The sequence below is a fragment of the Streptomyces alkaliterrae genome (assembly GCF_007097205.2).
Taxonomy (GTDB): domain Bacteria; phylum Actinomycetota; class Actinomycetes; order Streptomycetales; family Streptomycetaceae; genus Streptomyces; species Streptomyces alkaliterrae.
The window spans coordinates 1-17,706 of the sequence record NZ_VJYK02000098.1 but is presented as its reverse complement, the minus strand read 5'-3'; the positions used below and the strand labels follow the sequence as shown (position 1 = coordinate 17,706).

The following is a 17,706-nucleotide window of genomic DNA, read 5'->3' as shown; positions in this document are numbered from 1 at the left end:
CGGCGGGGTGGCTCAGTCGCCGAAGACCGCCCGGTAGGGGCTGATGCCGTCGCTGATGCTCACGCCCTGGAGGTGCGAGGTCTTGAACATGGGGTAGTTGGCCTCGCCGAAGACGCCGCCGGTCAGCCCGGTGCCGCCATGGCTGGGCAGGTACGGCAGGAAGCCGATGTGCGAGTCGTTCACCTTCAGCAGGCCGCCGTTGGTGGTGCGGCTGACGAAGGTGTTGATGACACGCGGCGAGCGCGACCACAGCGAGTTGCGCAGCCCGTAGGCGTTGGAGTTCACGAAGTTCACGAACGTCTCGCGCAGTTCGTCCGCCGGGGCCGGCTCCACGGAGACGATCGGCAGCAGCGGGAAGAACGTCTCCTGCATCACGGCCTCGATCCGACGGCCGCGTTCCAGGCCCTCCACCCGCAGCACCGTCGGCTCCAGGAAGACACCGGTCTCCGAACGGGTGCCGTCGACCTCCGTGCGGTGCCCGCCGCACACCAGCTCCGCGCCCTCGTCCAGCGCCTGCCGCAGCAGCCCGAAGAACCGCTCGCTCCGCCGCACCGGCGAGAGCAGCACCCCCTCGTCCTGCGGGAAGCCCGGCCGGATGCCCCTGACCTTCTCCCGCACCTCCGCGATCAGGTCGTCCACGATCTCCGGGTGCGCGAGCACGGTGTTGGGCACCATGCAGATCTGGCCCGAACCGTAGAACGACTCGGTGATCGCCTCGGCGGCCAGCGACAGGTCGGCGTCCTTCCAGACCACGATCGTGTCGTTGCCGGCCAGCTCCAGGATGGGCTTCTTGCCCGCCGCGATGCAGCGCTCCTGGAGCTTCAGGCCCTGCTCGCTGCCGCCGATGTAGAAGATGTCGTTCACCAGCGGGCTCTCCACCCACAGGTCCATCGTGCTGCGGGCGTTGCCGCAGACGATGTTCAACGTGCCGGGCGGCGCGCCGACCTTCTCCAGCAGCGGCGCCACCAGGTCCCGCAGCACGTACATCGTGCTGAGCGCGATGCTGCGCGGCGCCCGCACCACGACGGCGTTGCCGGCCATCAGCGCGAGCACCGCGAGGGCGGCGCTGGGAGCGGGGGCGTTCTGCGGCGGGTTCAGGCACACCACGCCGTCCGGCTGGCGGTGCGAGATCAGCGTGCGGCCCTGGTACTCGCACTCGGTGTACATCCGCTTGCGGTACCAGTGGCAGCTCTCCCGGCTGTAGACCTCCAGCAGGCAGCTCAGCTCCCAGCGGGCCAGCTTCACCGGGTGCGCCTCGGCGACCAGCATGTCCAGGAACTCCTGGCGGTGCTCGATCAGCGCCTCCCGGAACAGCTCGCCCAGCCGCATCCGCTCGTCCAGCGGGACGGCGGCCCAGAGCGGCGCCGCCTCGGCGGCGGCCTCCAGCGCCAGCCGGTTCTCCTCCTCGCTGGCCACCGCCACCCGGCCCACCACGTAGGGGTGTTCGGCGGCGGCCGACTCCGGGTCCCGCTCCAACTCCCGCTTGAGCGAGACGCTGGTGAAGACGTCCTCCAGCAGGGAGCGCGAACTGATGGTGTACACCCAGGCGTTGTTGGGCAGATCCGCACCGCCCACATAGGACTGGTAGCTCAGCAGCGGACTACTCCGCCGACGGCCGGTCTCCTCCCGGTCCTCCCCGGTGTCCTCAAGGACGGCGACCTTTGCATTTCCGTTCGGAAACATGACAACTGCCTCCTCATCGCCTGGCAAATGTCGGCCAGCGCGTGTTCGAGCGTGTCAGTGGGCTCTTACCAGGGACTGACACGGGCCTGACTGGAATGGGTGGATGAACAGCGGAGAAGAAGTGCGGAGACGGATTGTGGAAAACCCCTGGAAGACTTCCGGGAAACGGAGCACGCGGAGCCTGTTCACGGCCGGAGCGCGGCCTCGATCCACTCGCGCAGCTCCGGGGCCGGCATCCGGTGCAGCCGCGTCACCCGGCCCGCGACGTCCGGCCGGCCGCCCAGCGACACGAACTTCTCCCGGACCATCCGGGAGTGGAAGCGACGGGTCTCCGGGCCCGCGCCGCCGACCGGGATCAGCCGCTCCCGGCTGAGTTCCCGCCCGTCCCGCAGCCGGACCGTGACACGGGCGCCGGTCGCCTTCGTGGCCCGGGTGAAGTCCTCGCCGCCCGGCCGCTCCCGGTCCAGCAGCTCCACCAGCGAGGCGCCGCCGAAGTCGCGCAGCCACGCCTCGCCGTCCGCGCCCGCCTGCCGCAGCGCCTCCCCGAACGGGGCCTCCGAGCGCAGCAGCTCGCGGGTCATGTCGACGTCGTGGACCAGCCGGACCTTCTCCGCCAGCGCCCAGCGCGCCGGGTCCTCCAGCGCCGGCGCGGCGAAGTCGTCCACCGAGAAGGCGCCGTCCAGCAGCGTCGTCGCCACCGGGTACGGCACGTGCAGCACCAGCGCGCCCTGCGGCGAGCCCGGCCCCGACACGTAGCGCTCCGCGTGCCGGCCGGCGAACAGCGTGTACAGCGACGCCTCGACGACGATCTCCTCGACGTCGTCCGGCGTCAGCGGGCGCAGCACGTGGTGCAGGTCGGCGGCGCAGTCCACGGCGGCGTCGATGCCCGGGCCGCCGGGGTGCATCTTGAACGACAGCGTCTCGGTGTGCCATCGCCGGCCGAGGCCGGCGGTGGCCGCGCCGGGCAGCGGCACGCTCGCGAAGCGGGCCAGGAAGCCGTCCGGGTGCTCGATCAGGTCCGGCGCGCCGAGCAGTCCGGCGCGGGCCGCGTCGCAGGCGTCCATCGCGGTGCGGACCGGGGTGAAGGTGTTCAGCAGTCGCGCGTCGCTGGCCAGGAACGCCCGCATGAGCGGCCAGTTCGGCATGCCGAAGGCCAGCCCGAACGCGTTCTGCCACACCTCGGCCGGCGCCTGCTCGCAGGCGAGCCGCCCGGCGACGGCACCGGCCAGGTGCGTGTGCACGGCGCTCTGCCCGCGCAGCGGGCCCAGCGTGGCGGCGGCGGTGATCCGGGCCGCGCACTCGTTCGCCACGACGACGGCCGTCAGCAGCCCGAGGCCGTCCAGCCGGTAGGCGTGGGCATAGGCGAGCGGCACGGCGACCGTGGAGTTCGAGAGGTGGCCGGCGTACGCGGTGTCGTCGAGGTTCAGCCAGGAACCCAGCCCCGCGAGCACCCCGGCCGACATCCGCGGATCGTCCTGCAGCGGGCGTCCGAAGGCCGCCGTCAGGCGCTGCCCGAGCGGATGCGCGGCCCCCGCCCGCACCGACGCCACCTGCGAGAGCACCTGGCTCGCCGCCAGCTTCAGCACCCGGCAGGGGATCATCTCCGGACGCACCGCGGCGGCCCACGCGGCCAGTCTCTCCAGTGCCGGGCCGTGCGCGTCGCCCGGTTCCGGCGGGGGATCGACACCCCATTCCGAACACAGCGCCTGCACCAGGTTGGTGCTCAGCAGTCTGGCCACGCGGGACCGCCCCCTGTCGGTTTGTCCTGCCGGTGGTCATGGGCGCGCCCACCGTGCGGGCGGCGGCTGACCCGCCGCTTACCCGCCCCTGACAGCGCGTTGATATTCCGCGAATTCACCGGAACCTCGTCACATCCGCTTGTCGCCACGGCCCGTCGGTGCTCTACTCCGAAATCGGCGCGGCACGTTGGGAGAGGCGGCGTGGAACGGCGCCATCAGGCAGCGCCGGAAGGAACTCCACCAGCAGCGTGAAATGGCGGAAGAGGATCGAGCATGACGGTAGCGACAGCGAACAACGACCAGATCCTGGATGCCATCCGCAGGCATACCCAGGCGGACAACCCCTCCGCGTTCCTGGCGGTCAACGAGGAGACCTCGCGGTTCGTCCAGCCCGACCTGGACGGCGCGGTCTGCTACCGGGCCGCCGGCGGCTTCCTCGTCCAGTTCGGCGGGCCCTTCGCCGCCGACGCCGACCGGGTCGAACTGCTCCGGCGCTTCCTGGAGTTCGCCCGCGAACAGGACCGCACGGTCGTCGGCGTGCAGCTCGCGCGGTACGACGCCGAGCTGTACGTCGAGCACGGCTTCACGGTCAACCAGGTAGGCGCCTCCTACGCCGTCGACCTCGCGGAACACACCCTGCGCGGCACCCGCTTCATGCAGCTCCGCAACAAGATCTCCCGCTCCTTCCGCGCCGGGCTCGTCGTCGAGGAGGTCGACGCGACCGAACACCGCGACGCCGTCGCCGAGATCGACGCCGCCTGGCTCGGCACCAAGGGCGAGCACGCGCGGCCGCTGGAGTTCCTCGTCGGCCAGACCGGCGGCTGGGCCCAGCAGCACCGGCGGCTCTTCCTCGGCAGCATCGAGGGACGGCCCACCGGCTACATCTCCTACTCCCCGGTGTACGGCACCCGGGCCGGCTGGATGCACGACCTCAGCCGGCGGCTCCCCGGCGGCCCGCCCGGAGTGATGGAGGCGATCAACGCGACCGCCATCGAGAAGTTCTCGGCGGAGGGCGCGGGCTGGCTGCACTTCGGCTTCACCCCGTTCACCGGCCTCGCCGAGGAACACGAACTGCCCGGCCGCAGCAGCGCCTTCCAGTGGTTCATGCACCACCTGTGGGAGCACGGCGAGGCCGTCTACCCGGCGAGGACCCAGCTCTCCTACAAGGAGAAGTGGGCCCCCCACACCGTCCTCCCGGAGTACGTCGCGTTCCAGGGCAGCGCCGACCTCGGCGCGTTCGCCCACGTCTTCCGCGCCGCCAACGCCTTCTGAGAGAGGGAGTCAGCCATGTCCGAGACCACAGTGAGCCCCGCGACGCCCCCCACCGCACTGCCGCCGCGGCCGGACGTCTCCGCGCTGCAACAGGCCGTCGTCGAGACGTTCTTCGGCATCATCCAGGCCCCCGACGACCCCGAGGCCCTGGCCGGTGGCGCCCGGGTCCTCGCCGAACTCGACGCCGCGCTGGACGGCTGACGCCGTCCGGCCACCCGGCCACCCGACAGGCCGTCGGGCGGCCGGACCGACGGCAACGGGCCCGGGGCCGGAGCGGTACGACGCTCCGGCCCCGGGCCCGTTGTCGGTGCCGTGTGGCAACGTCCTCGCCATGAGCTACGACCTGGCCGTGTGGGAGGGCGAGCGGCCGGCGGACGACAAGGCCGCCGGGCTCGTCTTCGAGGAGCTGTACGACCGCTTGGTGGACACGGACGTCGACCTCCCGCCCACCGAGCGCATAGCGGCCTACGTCGCCGCGCTGCTGGCGCGCTGGTGCGACCTCGACGAGGACGAGGAGGACACCTCGCCCTGGTCGAGCAGCCCGCTGATCAACGAGGCGAGCGGCCCGCTGGTCTACTTCCCCATGCGCTTCTCCATGGCGGACGAGGCATCCGCCTTCGCCGCCGAGCTCGCCCGGTCGATGGGCCTCGTGTGCTACGACCCGCAGACGGAGCGGCTCCGGGCCTGATGGGAGCGCCGCCGGCCCCGCCGGGGCCGTCAGCGGCCGGCGGGGGCCAGGGCGGGGGTGTTGTCCGCGGCGCTGCGGAGCCAGGGCGCGTGGCGGAGGATGCACTCCTCCAGTTTGCGCAGGTCGGGAGTGGGGTCGATGCCCAGCTCGTCGCCGAGCCGGTCGCGGGTGCGGCGGTAGACGGTCAGCGCCTCCGCCTGCCGGCCGGACCGGTAGAGCGCGAGCATGAGCTGGGCGCAGAAGCGCTCCCGCAGCGGGTTGGCGCGGTGCGCCTCGTACAACTCGCCGAGCAGCGAAGCGTGTCGACCCAGCGAGATCTCCGCGTCGAACAGTGTCTCCAACGCCTGGAGGCGCAGCTCGTTGTAGCGGGTCGCGGCGCACTCGCTCAGCAGGCCGCCGAAGTTCCCGCCGAACACCGGCCCGCGCCACAGCGGCAGCGCGGAGCGCAGTGCGTCGACGGCCTTCTCCGGCTCCGACTCGCGCAGCGCGGCCGCCTCGACGACGGCGTCCCGGAAGTCGGTCGCGTCAAGACGCGCGTCGCCGAGCACCAGCTGGTAGCCGTGCGAGAAGCTGACCAGCCGGGTGCCGCCGGCGTCGCCGCCGATCGAGCGCAGCCACTTGCGGAGGCGACTGATGTGCGCCTGGAGGGCGTTGACCACTCCGGTGGGCACGTCCTCGCCCCACACCTCCTCCACGAGCGCGCCGTGCGAGACGGTCCGCTCCTCGCTCACCAGCAGTGCCTGGAGCAGCACCCGCTTGGAGACGCCGCTGACCTCGTGGACACCGGTAGGACTGTGGACCTGAAGTCCGCCTAGGATTTCAAAGTTCAGCACGCGGGCCTCCCCGTTAAGGACTGCGCCCAGCGTGCTCGGCCCGAACGGGAGTCTCACCGCTCGCCGCCGACTCCGTCAGGTACCGGGGGCATGAGCCCGGGGCCCGCCGGTAGACCGCTCGCGGGCGGGATACGGACATGACGAGGTACCGGCGCACGAGAGCGCTTTCAGTAGTGCGCCGCACGGCGTGCGCCGGTCGTCAGTGTCATGTCAGCGAGCGGTCAGAACGGTCCGGCACAGTCTTACCTGTCACCGGGAAGGGGCGCCAGCCCCCGGGGAAGACGAGGAGAGGTACCCGAAGCGGCCCAACGGGGTCCGGGTGCTTCCGGGCATCTGGTCGGGTCTTCACGGCCCGCGCAGGTTCGAATCCTGCCCTCTCCGCTCTCTTCCCCGGTGTCGTGGAGAGGTACCCGAAGTGGCCCAACGGGGTCCGGGTGCTTCCGGGCATCTGGTCGGGTCCTCGCGGCCCGCGCAGGTTCGAATCCTGCCCTCTCCGCTCTCCTTTCCGCTTCCGCGGAGAGGCACCCGAGCGACCGGGTCGGCGGCAGCCGCGGCCGGTGGCGCCGGACCGGTGCCACCGACCGCGAGGAGAAGTGATGGACCGTAACCGCCCGCCCGTGACGCCCCCGTCCCGGGCGATCGTCGTCGCCAACCCCGCTTCCGGCAGCCACAGTCCACGGCTGCTCCGCGAGGTCGCCGAACTCTGCGGCTCGGCGCTCGCCCACGTCGAGACGTACCTGACCACCGCGCCCGGCGACGCCACCCGCGCCGTCCGGCACGCCGTGCGGGAACGCCCGGGCCCCCGGCCCGACCTCGTCGTGGCCGTCGGCGGCGACGGCACGGTGCGCGAGGTCGTCCAGGGTCTGGCCGGCGCGGCCGACGGGCCCGGCGTACACCGCGAGACCTCGCCCGCCGCGCTCGCGATCGTGCCCGGCGGCACCGGCAACTCCGGCTACCGGATGATCTGGGGCGACCGCCCCTGGGACGAGGCGCTGAAGGCCGTCGTCACCGACCCCGGCGGCAGCGCCCGTGTCCGCCGCCTCGACCTCGCGCTCCTCGCGGAGACCGGCAACCTCGTCTTCCTCGGCGCGTGCAGCGGCGTCATCGCCGACGCACTGCCCACCGCACGCACGATCCCGCTGCACGGCCGCGCCCGCTACGCCCGGGCGTTCGCCCAGACCGCCGAGGACTACCCGCCCTACCCGGGCCGGGTCACCGTGGACGGCGAGGTCGTCCACGAGGGGCCGACCGTCCTCGCCAACGTCGGCGGCGGGCGCTACCGCGGCGGCCAGTACGAGGTGCTGCCGCACTCGGAGCTCGACGACGGCCTGCTCGACGTCTGCGCCATCGGCGGCGAGATCCCCGCCGTCGACGTCCCCGAGCTGACCCGCACCGCGTCCCACCTCGCGCACCCGGCCACCGCCTACGCGCGCGGCCGCACCATCGTCGTCGAACGACTCGACGGCGCCCGGCTGCCGCTGGAACACGACGGCGAGTACCAGGAGACCATCGGCGCCCGCGCCACCTTCACCGTCCAGCCGCACGCCCTCCCCACCTGGGCGCCGACGGACTGACCCGCGCGGACCTGACGGAGTCACAGTTCCGGCGTTGTGACACGAGGCCCGCCGAACGGAGACTCGGGACATCCCAGGAGGGATCGACCGACCCGGCAACACGGAGGAGTTTGACATGGCCGACCTGAACGCGGTCGTCGCGCGTTACCTGGACGTCTGGAACGAGGCCGACGCCGACCGGCGCGCGAAGGCCATCGGCGAGCTCTTCACCGAGAACGCCGTCTACACCGACCCGCTGGCCGACGTCTCCGGACACGACGGCGTGGGCGCCGTCATCGCGGGCGCCCAGGAGCAGTTCGCCGGTCTCCGCTTCGAGCAGCTCGGCGACGTCGACGCCCACCACAACATCGCCCGCTTCCGCTGGGGCCTCGTGACCGAGCCCGGCGCCGAGCCGATCGCCATCGGCTTCGACGTCGCGGTCACCACCGAGGACGGACGCATCGACCGCGTCTACGGCTTCCTCGACAAGGTCCCCGGCGCGTAAGGCGCGTAAGGCGCGCGAGGCGCCTTGCGGCGCCTGAGGCGCCCCGCGAACCCGGACCGGACGGGGCCGGGCCCGACATCCCCCGACGGGCCGGACCGTCCGCCCCCGGACCGCCCTGGGCGGTCGCCCCCACCGCGCACCCGGTGGAAGCGACCGCCCAGTGGTGTGTCCGGCGGACGCCGGTACCGCCGACGTCAGTCCAGCACGCCGGCCTCGCGGGCGGCCTCGAGCCACTGCGGGAACTCGGCCGTCAGCGCCTCGTAGAGGTCCTGGTCCGACAGCTCGCGCGGCTCCAGACCGGCGTGGAAGAACCCCGCGTTGTCCACCTTCCGGCGCTCCGGCACCGGCAGCCCGGAGTCCAGCTTGCGCAGGAAGTTCAGACCCGCCGAGCGCGGATCGCCGAAGCCGACGAACTGCCAGAACAGCGGCTTGTCCGCGACCTCGCACAGCGCCTTCTCGGCCGCCGGGCGGGACGTGGGCGCGCCGTCCGTCTGGAAGACCACCAGCGCCGGGTCCGTCGCGCCCGAGCGCTCGTAGTGCTCGACGACGGCCTCGATGGCCCGGTGGTAGTTCGTCCGGCCCATGTGCCCGTAGGAGCCGTGCAGCTCCTCGACCCGGCCCCGGTAGTTCTCCAGGTCGACGTCGGCGGTGCCGTCGATGTCGGTGGAGAAGAACACCACCGGCACGGTCCCGTCGTCGTCGAGGTGCGCCGAGAGGCCGAGCACCTGCTCGGCGAGGTGCTGGACCGTGCCGTCCTTGTAGTAGCGGCGCATGGAACCGGAGCGGTCCAGGACGAGGTAGACGGCCGCCCGCCGACCGGCCAGGCCGTGCTTCTCCAGCGACACGGCCGCCGCCTTGTACAGGCTCACCAGCTCCGGCGCGCTCTCCCGCACCTTCTCCAGCGAGATCGCGCTACCCGGCGCCGGGGCACCGGAGCTGTCCGACACGGGTCCCGCGTCATCGGCGGCGGCCTCCGCGTCCACACCGTCCGTGACCGGCGCCGCCTCGCCGCCGGCGTCCGACACGTCGGCGACCGGGCCCGGCGCACCGGTCGCGTCGCCGCCCGGCTTCGCGTCGTCGCCCGGCTTCGCCTCGTCGCCGGCGGCGATCGGCGGCGCGGTGTCGCTGGCCGGGATGTCGGAGGCCTCCGCGTCCGGAGTCCCCTCGTCGCCCGCGGCCGGCTCGGCGGCGTCCTCGGCGCTGGTCGGGACCGCCGAGACATCCTCGACCGGAGTCGCCTTGTCCTCGGTGGCGGTGGTCGACTCGGTGGCGGCGTCCGGCGTGCCGGTCGCATCCGCGGCCGGTCCCGCCTCGTCGCCGGTCGCCGCTACCGCCTCGGCGACCGGCGCGGCGGCAGTCTTGTCGTCGGTAGCGGCGGAGGTGTCTCCGGCCGGGACCGACTGGTCGTCGTCGGCGGTGAGCGGCTTGGCGGTGGCCGGGGCCTCGGTGGTGCCGGCCACCGGGGTGGTGACTGGCTCCGGCCGGACGTCGTCGTCGGCCTCGATCGTGGTGTCGGCGGTCGTGCCCTTCGGCGTCTCCGCGGCGGCTTCCGACGGCTTCGCCGTCGTCGGCTCGGGCGACGCCGTGGCGGAGACGACGGAGTCGAGGAAGTCCTCGGCGGTGGTGCGGCCCGTGCTCGGGGCCGGTTCCGTGGCCGAATCCTTCTGCTCGCCGTCGGCCGAACCGCCGGCTTCGCCGCCGTCCGGTGTCACGCGCGGGGCGGGGACGGCGCTCGCCGTCGCCGTCGCTGTCGGCGTCGTTCCCGGCGTCGCCGCCTCGGCGGCTGCCGCCGCCGACGCGTCCCCGACGCCGTCGGCGCGCTTACGGCCGAAGAGGTTCTGCAGCAGACTCCGTATGCCCATGGGAAAGCGCCTTTCCATCAGATGCGTGCACCGGCGGCGTGGCAAGAGTAGAGGGCCCAAGTATGCAGGCGGGCGCCCGGTCCGCTGCCCGGCCTTCATGCCGTGTTCATCATGTGGTCTCCGGCGGTACCGGCCGAACCCATAACTTCACGCCACGTATGGGTCTGATGGCGTACGGATCTTGGAGGGGCCCCATGCGCAAGCTGCTTCCGCTGGTCGACCGGAGCCACAACGGCGGCCGGTCGGCGATGACCTGTCACTACCGTTGTGGTGACGCGTGTTTCCAGGAGGTTCCGAACAAGAGCGACAATACCTACTTCGGGGACATAGTCCACGAAGCGCTGTCGCGTCGCTCGATGCTGCGCGCCGGCGCGGTGGCGACCGTGGCGGCGGCCGGTGCGGCGGCGCTCGGGGGCGCCGCCGCCCCCGCGTTCGCCGCCGACGAGGCCAAGGGGGCGAAGGGCCTCAAGCCGTCCAAGCCGGGCGGCAGGCCGGACGGCGCGAAGGGACTGCGTTTCACCCCGGTCGAGCCGAACACCACGGACGCGGTGGTGGTTCCGCCGGGCCACGACCAGAACGTCGTCATCCGCTGGGGCGACCCGATCCTGCGCGGCGCGCCCGCGTTCGACCCGCGACGCCAGTCCGCGAAGGCGCAGGCCGGCCAGTTCGGCTACAACAACGACTTCCTCACGCTCCTGCCGCTGCCCGGCGAGCACGGCCGTCAACTGCTTTTCGCGAACCACGAGTACACCAACGAGGAGCTGATGTTCCCCGGTTACGACCGGAACGACCCCACGGCCGAGCAGGTGGCGATCGCGCAGGCCGCGCACGGGCTGAGCGTGGTGATCGTGCAGGAGGAGCGGCGGACCGGCAAGCTCACCGCCGTCCCCCGGCACCGGCTGAACCGGCGGCTGCACACCGCGAGCGAGTTCCGGCTGACCGGACCGGCCGCCGGCAGTCCGCTGCTGCGCACCTCGAAGGACCGCACGGGCACCAAGGTGTTCGGCACGCTCAACAACTGCGCGGGCGGCACCACTCCCTGGGGCACGGTCCTTTCCGGCGAAGAGAACTTCAACCAGTACTTCGCCAACGCGGCCTCCGTCACCGACCCGGAGACGAAGCAGCGGCTGGCCCGCTACGGCATGACGGGCGGCGCCACCTCCCGCAAGTGGGAGCGGTTCGACGACCGGTTCGACCTCACCAAGGAGCCGAACGAGCCGAACCGCTTCGGCTGGGTCGTCGAACTCGACCCGTACGACCCGGACTTCGTGCCGCGCAAGCGCACCGCGCTGGGCCGCTTCAAGCACGAGGGCGCCGAGCCGCAGCTGACCGCCGACGGACGCGCGGTGGTCTACATGGGCGACGACGAGCGCTTCGACTACATGTACAAGTTCGTGTCGAGCAAGGCCATGCGCAAGGGCCGCGGCCGCGCGGACCGCGAGCACAACCTGACGCTGCTCGACGAGGGCACGCTGTACGTGGCGAAGCTGACCGGCGACAGCCCGGCCGAGGAGATCGACGGCAGCGGCAAGCTGCCCTCGGACGGCGAGTTCGACGGCAGCGGCCAGTGGATCCCGCTCGCCTCGGGCGACCGGTCGTTCGTGCCCGGCATGAGCGCCGACGAGGTGTACGTCCACACCCGCATCGCCGCCGACAGGGTCGGCGCCACCAAGATGGACCGCCCGGAGGACGTCGAGCCCAGCCCGCGCACGGGCCGGGTGTACGCGGCGCTCACCAACAACACCGCGCGCGGCACCGAGGGCCGCGCCCCGGCCGACGAGGCCAACCCGAGGAACGAGAACAAGCACGGCCACATCCTGGAACTCGCCGAGAACTGGGGCGACCCGGCCTCCGACGGCTTCGCCTGGCGGCTGTTCCTGGTCTGCGGCGACCCGGAGGACCCGTCGACGTACTTCGCCGGCTACCCGAAGGACCGGGTCAGCCCGATCTCCTGCCCGGACAACGTCACCTTCGACGCCTACGGCAACCTGTGGATCTCCACCGACGGCAACAAGCTGGGCACCCACGACGGGCTCTTCGGCGTGGCCACGGCGGGCGACCGCCGGGGTGAGGTCAAGCAGTTCCTGACCGTTCCGAGGGGCGCCGAGACCTGCGGGCCGATCGTGCAGGAGGACCGGGTCCTGGTCGCCGTCCAGCACCCCGGCGAGATCAGCGGCGCGAGCTTCGAGAAGCCGCAGTCGCAGTGGCCGGACGGCCCGGGCCGGGTCAACCGCCCGGCGGTGGTCTCGGTGTGGCGCAGGGACGGGAAGCGCATCGGCGTCTGATCCAGGCCCCGGCCCGGCGGGTCCACCGTTCGGCCCAGGTGAGCGTGCGCCCGGCCTTCCACCCCGGAAGGCTGGGCGCATGGCTGCGGACCGGGCACACGCGGGACGACGGGGCTTCACCAAGGACCTGGTGACGGCGGTGACGCCGCGCGCCGTCCTGCTGATCCTCGGCGTCCTCGCCCTGCAACTGGGCTTCATCGCCTCCTACGTGGGCGCCTTCCACAAGCCGTCGCCGCACCGGGTGCCGATCGCGGTGGTGGCGCCAGGGCAGGCCGGCCCGGAGCTGGCCCGTCAGCTCGACGCGCTGGACGGCGATCCGCTGGAGGTCAAGCGGACGGTCACCGACCGGGCCGCGGGCGAGCGGCTGGTCCGGGACCGGGAGGTCGACGCCGCGTTTGTGGTCGATCCGGCGGGCGACACCGACGACCTGGTGGTCGCCGGTGGTGCCGGCGCGTCCCTCGTCCAGGCTCTGGAGGCAGTGTTCACCCGGGTCCAGGAGAGCCGGCAGCGCAACCTGGAGACGGTGGACCTGGTGCCGGCCACCCGCGGCGACGCCCGCGGCCTGACCTCGTTCTACCTGGTCGTCGGCTGGTGCGTGGGCGGCTACCTGTGTGCGGCGATCATGGCCATGAGCTACGGCGCACGGCCCTCGAACGTCACGAGGGCGCTGATCCGGATCGTGACGCTCGCGCTGTACTCGGTCGCGGCCGGGGCGGGGGGCGCCGCGCTGGTCGGTCCGGTGCTGGACGCGCTGCCCGGCAGCAGCTTCGAACTCGCGGCGCTGGGAGCGCTGGTGGTGTTCGCGGTGGGCTCGGCGACGCTGGCGCTCCAGGCGCTCGCCGGGGTCGTGGGCATCGGGTTGGCGATCCTGCTGATCGTGGTCCTCGGCAACCCGAGCGCCGGGGGCGCCTACGCGGGGCCGCTGCTGCCGACGTTCTGGCGGGAGATCGGGCCCGCGCTGCCACCCGGCGCCGGTACCTGGGCCGCCCGGTCGATCGCCTACTTCGACGGCGCCGCGATGACCCGGCCGCTGGTGGTGCTGGGCGGCTGGGCGGTCGCCGGTGTGGCGCTGACGCTGCTGTTCGCGCTGCGTCACCGGCGCCGCCCAGGGGCGCACCGCGCGGTCGACGCACCTGCCGGCGCCTCGGCCGCCGAGTGGGACGAGACGGAGGACGCGGGCGGCACGGACGACACCACCCACGCCCGTGCCGCCGACGTCGACGACAACACCGGCACGGAGCGGGCCCGAGGCCACGAGAACCCCGGCACCCGCACGAAGCCCGGGCCCGCCGCCACCAAGGACCGCGCCACCAAGGACGCCACCGCCGAAGACGCCGACGAAGACGCCGACGACGAGGCCGACTACGCGCGGGACTTCGAGGACTACGACGACGTCGAGGACGTCCGCGTCTACCGCGAGGGCGAGCGTCCCGACGGCGACGGCGGTGCCGCACCACCCGGTCGGCGCTGACATCCCGCCGACGGCGGGCCCCCATCCGGCCAACTCGGCTCGACCGCCGCACCGTTCCGCTTGGTACCTTCTACGGTGATAACCGACAGTCGCCTGATGACGCCGAGGAGATCACCGAATGGCCCTGTGGGACCGGATCAAGGAATCCGCCGCCTCCATGCAGTCCCAGCTCAACAGCAAGAAGAACGAGCTGAAGAGTGGTGGTTTCCGCGACGCGAGCATGGCCATGTGCGCGCTGGTGGCGGCTGCCGACGGCTCGATCGACTACTCGGAGCGCCAGCGCGTCTCGTCGCTGATCGCGACGAACGACGTGCTCCAGAACTTCCCGGCCGACGACCTCCAGCGCCGGTTCGACGACAACTGCCAGAAGCTGACGGCCGACTACCAGCTCAACAAGGTGACGCTGATGCAGGTCATCGGCAAGCTCCAGAAGAAGCCCGTGGAGGCGCGCGCCGTCATCCAGATCGGCATCGTCATCGGCGGCGCCGACGGCAACTTCGACGCCGACGAGCGTGCCGTGGTCAAGGAGGCGTGCTTCGCGCTGGGCATCCCGCCGCACGAGTTCGACCTCTGAGTCTCCACCTCTGAGTCTCGTGCGCCTTCGGCCCTCCCCCGGACTCCCGTCCGGGGGAGGGCCGCCGCGCGTTCGGGGCCGGTCGGTCAGTCGATCGTGAACAGCGGTGCGGTGATCATGAGCCCCAACTCGTCACCGGCGTGCGCGATGAGGGCGAAGAGCATCAGGGACGCTCCGCCCAGGGCCAGGTCCTTCATGAAATGCAGCATCTCGTTCTGCCGGGCGCCCGCCTCGGTCTCCCGCCAGAAGGCGTGCATGAGCACGGCGGTCGGGACGAGGAACAGGAAGAGGACCAGCGCGCCCAGGTCGGCCCAGATCCCGAGCAGCACACTGAGCCCGCCGAACAGCAGCATGGTGCCGGTGACGAGGGTCGCCGGTGTCGCGAACGGGACGCCCCGGGACTTCGCGTAGCCGGCCATGGCCGCCGTCTTGCCCAGGTGGTTCACGGACGCTCCGAGGAAGAGGACCACAAAGAGGATCCGGCCGATCAGCACCAGTACGTCCATCGGGACCTCCGGAGGGGTCTCGTTCGACGGGAAGTTCGGTCCTCTCCAGCGTAGGTGGCGGGGGAGCGGGCCGCCTTCCGAACGTGAGAGCGCTCTCATTCCTCCGCGGCCAGTACGCGCAGCGTCGCGCGGTCCGCGCTCACCACCTCGTGCATCCGGGCGGCGTCGACCGCCGGGTCGCCGGTGCGCGGCAGTCGTACCAGCTCCCGGATCGTGCCGCGCAGCGCGAACACACCCTCCACCCAGGGCGCGGCGGCGTGCAGCACCAGCACCACCACCACCGCCGCGACGCCGCAGAGCAGCCCGACGGGGCCCCACACCTGGGTGAGCACCGTGGCGAGGGTGGCGCACACCGCGAGGACGGCCCGTGGCGCCTGGGCGCGGCCGGGAAGGGGCGGCCGGACCGCCTGGCGGTGGCCTTCGAGCGCCGCCAGGTGGGTGCGTACGACGGCGCGCCGCAGCCGCGCGTCCCGCGCCGGATCACCGGTGGAGGGCACGCGGCGCAGCAGACGGCCGACGATGCGGCGCGCCTGCCGCCGCAGCAGAACACGCATGGCGACGTGCAGAAGAGAACCGAGGAGCAGCACCAGGACGGCGGTGAGCGCGCCCGGGACGCCCGCCTCCGCGAGTGACTGGCCGAGAAGGCCGGTGGGTATGGGACTGGATGACATGAGATGCCTCCGCTGTGGCCGGAAACGGCTTGCGGAGGGTCGGGGTCACGAGCCCCGGGCTTTCCCGGAGTTGGAGCGAGGAACTTCCAGGAATTTTTCCGACGAGCCCCGGGCGGCGTGCGGGCCCGGCGCGGAGGGGGTCCGGATGAGCGGGGAGACCACGTCCGAACGGGAGGGTCCGACAGACCGCGAACTGCTGGAGCGGCTTCGCGCCCCAGCCGGAGCGGACGACCGCGACCGCGCGTTGGAAACGCTCGCCGAGCGGCATCTGTCCGCCGTCCTCGCCTTCCTCGCCGGCCGGACCCGGGACGCCGAACTGGCCGCCGAGCTGACCCAGCAGACGTTCGCCGACGCCGTCGCCATCCTCGTCGACCCGCGCTCGTCGGCCTGGCCGAGGGAGCCCGACCGCTTCCGGGCGTGGCTGTTCGGCATCGCCGAGCGCCGCCGGCTCAACCACTACCGGCGGCAGGGCCGGGAGGCCGGGCGTGCGAAGGTGCTGGGCGAGGAGCGGAGTCTGGACGACCTCCCCCGCGAGGACCCGGAACGCCCCGACCCCGCCGACGACCCAGTCCGGCTGTACCAGGCGCGGCTGGTCGTCCAGGAGGTGGCTCGCACCCTGCCGCCGGACGACCGGGAACTGTACGAGTGGTACTACCGCGAGGAGATGTCCGCCGCGCGGATCGCCGAACGGCTCGGCGGGGCCGCGAAGACCGTCAACAACCGCGTCACCGCGATCAAGACCGTCGTCAGCGAGGGCTTCCACGCCTTCCTGCTGGTGGCGAACGACCGTACGTCCTGCCCTCGGTTGGCCGAGATCGTCGACCGCTACCCGGTGCCGTTCAGCGCCGAGCTGCGGGACCACGTGGTCAAGCACACCTACAACTGCGCCCGTTGCGGGAGCTGCGGCCAGTGCCGGCTGTGCCGGGTGACCGACCCGGCGCGGATCACCAGCGCCTGCACCCGGTCCGCCGACTGCGAGCGCTGCGCGACCTGCCACCGCGAGCACCTCGCGCTGCGGGCCGACTGGGCGCCCGCCGTGGCGCTGCTGCTGTTCCTGCGGCCCGTGCGGGAGGCGGTCCTGGAGTCGATCCGGCAGACGACGGGCTCCGCGAGCGACGGCGGGGACCGGGGTGACCGGGACGGCGAGGTTCTGTCCGGGCGGCGCGGCCGGCCGCGCGGGCGCCGGCGCCTCCAGGCGGCGGCGGCCGGTGTCTCGGCTGCGGTGGTGCTCGCGGGCGGTGCCTATGTGGCCGGGCTGGCGGGCGGCGGGGAGGACTCCCCGGCGGCCGGTCCGGACGATCGGCCGGCCGCCGGGACCAGAGTCGTCAGCGTCGTCCCGGTGACCGCGTCCGGCGACGTCCGGGCCGACCACACGGTCCTCGACCTGTCGGACGCGCTGCTGGACGGCTGTGGCCCTTCGGCGTTCGCCACCGCTCCCGACATCGTCACCTGCTTCCCCAACTCGGCGACAGCTCAGGCCTGTTGGGTGGAAGAGGGCCGCACGACCGTGCTGTGCGGGTCACCCTGGGAGAAGCGGGTGCGGCGGCACGCCGTCTCCGACGGACCGATCGGACGCGCCGAGCCGCGCGCCGAGGCCGACCGGCAGCCGTGGACGCTGGAGCTGGACGACGGCACTCGCTGCAATCCCCGCTGGGGCGGCCCGGCGCCGATCCTGCCGGGCGAACTCAGCGGCCGCTACGCCTGTGAGGGTGCCGGGCTTGTCGTCGAGGGCGCCGACGTGCCGCTGTTCGACAAGTCGGCGGCAGTGTGGACGGTGCAGCTGCTCCCGGTGGGGAGCGATCCCGGTTCCAGTCCGCGGCTCGAGCCTCGACGGAAGGTCGCCGCGGTCTACTTCGCCGGACGCCCCTGACCGCTCGGGGGCAGGGGCGTCCGCGCGCCTCACTCCGGGGAGGGGCGTCAGGTGGCGTGACCGTCGTCGCCGCCGTGGCGCCGGTGCGGGTGGATGGTGTGCGATCGGTGGCCGATGAGGGTGCGACGACGGGTGGTCACGTCCTGTCCTTTCTTCGCGTCGGGGGAGGAATCGGGCGGCTTGCGGGCACGGGT

At 72.7% G+C, this 17,706-nt stretch carries 14 protein-coding genes, 2 tRNA genes and 1 pseudogene; 11 read left to right on the top strand and 6 right to left on the bottom strand.

The genetic code is table 11. From position 1 onward, the window contains the following. Positions 1-12 precede the first annotated feature (12 nt). Positions 13-1,683 carry an aldehyde dehydrogenase family protein gene (locus tag FNX44_RS11820; RefSeq protein WP_143648011.1) on the bottom strand — a complete coding sequence of 557 codons (1,671 nt, stop codon included), beginning with the start codon at positions 1,681-1,683 and terminating at the stop codon, positions 13-15. Positions 1,684-1,868: 185 nt separating this feature from the next. Then, positions 1,869-3,386: an MmgE/PrpD family protein gene (locus FNX44_RS11815; protein ID WP_267129465.1), complete on the bottom strand. Its 1,518-nt coding sequence runs from the start codon at positions 3,384-3,386 to the stop codon at positions 1,869-1,871. Between the two features lie 309 nt (positions 3,387-3,695). Between FNX44_RS11815 and FNX44_RS11810 the strand changes: the two genes are divergently transcribed. From FNX44_RS11810 to FNX44_RS11800, 3 genes are all read left to right on the top strand, one after another. Beyond that, positions 3,696-4,694, top strand: coding sequence for a bifunctional lysylphosphatidylglycerol flippase/synthetase MprF (locus FNX44_RS11810; protein WP_143648009.1), 999 nt, complete (start codon positions 3,696-3,698; stop codon positions 4,692-4,694). Positions 4,695-4,709: 15 nt separating this feature from the next. Next, a complete protein-coding gene (locus FNX44_RS11805; RefSeq protein ID WP_143648008.1) occupies positions 4,710-4,895 on the top strand; it encodes a hypothetical protein in 186 nt (61 codons plus the stop codon). A 130-nt stretch (positions 4,896-5,025) separates the two neighbouring features. Next, the gene (locus FNX44_RS11800) at positions 5,026-5,382 is read left to right on the top strand and encodes a hypothetical protein (protein ID WP_143648007.1); all 357 of its coding nucleotides are present in this window, start codon (positions 5,026-5,028) and stop codon (positions 5,380-5,382) included. Positions 5,383-5,411: 29 nt separating this feature from the next. Here the strand turns inward: FNX44_RS11800 and FNX44_RS11795 are convergent, their stop codons facing one another. Continuing rightward, positions 5,412-6,215, bottom strand: a complete 804-nt coding sequence (locus FNX44_RS11795; RefSeq protein ID WP_143648006.1) for an AfsR/SARP family transcriptional regulator — start codon at positions 6,213-6,215, stop codon at positions 5,412-5,414. A 285-nt stretch (positions 6,216-6,500) separates the two neighbouring features. Between FNX44_RS11795 and FNX44_RS11790 the strand changes: the two genes are divergently transcribed. From FNX44_RS11790 to FNX44_RS11775, 4 genes are all read left to right on the top strand, one after another. After that, positions 6,501-6,596, top strand: a tRNA-OTHER gene (locus tag FNX44_RS11790). Positions 6,597-6,615: 19 nt separating this feature from the next. Next, a tRNA-OTHER gene (locus tag FNX44_RS11785) sits at positions 6,616-6,711 on the top strand. A 100-nt stretch (positions 6,712-6,811) separates the two neighbouring features. Beyond that, positions 6,812-7,789: a diacylglycerol/lipid kinase family protein gene (locus FNX44_RS11780; protein WP_143648005.1), complete on the top strand. Its 978-nt coding sequence runs from the start codon at positions 6,812-6,814 to the stop codon at positions 7,787-7,789. Positions 7,790-7,904: 115 nt separating this feature from the next. Next, positions 7,905-8,273, top strand: a complete 369-nt coding sequence (locus FNX44_RS11775; RefSeq protein WP_143648004.1) for a nuclear transport factor 2 family protein — start codon at positions 7,905-7,907, stop codon at positions 8,271-8,273. A 194-nt stretch (positions 8,274-8,467) separates the two neighbouring features. On the opposite strand, the gene FNX44_RS11770 is transcribed toward FNX44_RS11775, so the two are convergent. Continuing rightward, complete coding sequence (locus FNX44_RS11770; RefSeq protein WP_143648003.1) at positions 8,468-10,135, bottom strand: VWA domain-containing protein; 1,668 nt, start codon at positions 10,133-10,135, stop codon at positions 8,468-8,470. A gap of 194 nt (positions 10,136-10,329) precedes the next feature. On the opposite strand from FNX44_RS11770, the gene FNX44_RS11765 reads away from it, so the two are divergent. The 3 genes and pseudogenes from FNX44_RS11765 (at position 10,330) to FNX44_RS11755 (ending at position 14,465) form a co-directional block, all read left to right on the top strand. After that, positions 10,330-12,420 (top strand): PhoX family protein, encoded by a 2,091-nt coding sequence (locus tag FNX44_RS11765; protein ID WP_143648002.1) that lies wholly within the window; start codon positions 10,330-10,332, stop codon positions 12,418-12,420. A 79-nt stretch (positions 12,421-12,499) separates the two neighbouring features. Further along, positions 12,500-13,570: pseudogene (locus FNX44_RS11760) on the top strand (ABC transporter permease); the annotation flags it as partial. A 439-nt stretch (positions 13,571-14,009) separates the two neighbouring features. After that, entirely contained in the window at positions 14,010-14,465 is a 456-nt protein-coding gene (locus FNX44_RS11755) for a tellurite resistance TerB family protein (protein ID WP_143648001.1), read from the top strand. An 86-nt stretch (positions 14,466-14,551) separates the two neighbouring features. Here FNX44_RS11755 and FNX44_RS11750 read toward each other — a convergent pair whose 3' ends face one another. Continuing rightward, complete coding sequence (locus FNX44_RS11750; protein WP_143648000.1) at positions 14,552-14,971, bottom strand: DoxX family protein; 420 nt, start codon at positions 14,969-14,971, stop codon at positions 14,552-14,554. Between the two features lie 95 nt (positions 14,972-15,066). Beyond that, complete coding sequence (locus tag FNX44_RS11745; protein ID WP_173019163.1) at positions 15,067-15,642, bottom strand: hypothetical protein; 576 nt, start codon at positions 15,640-15,642, stop codon at positions 15,067-15,069. Positions 15,643-15,787: 145 nt separating this feature from the next. Between FNX44_RS11745 and FNX44_RS11740 the strand changes: the two genes are divergently transcribed. Further along, a complete protein-coding gene (locus tag FNX44_RS11740; protein ID WP_173019162.1) occupies positions 15,788-17,512 on the top strand; it encodes an RNA polymerase sigma factor in 1,725 nt (574 codons plus the stop codon). Positions 17,513-17,706 lie beyond the last annotated feature (194 nt).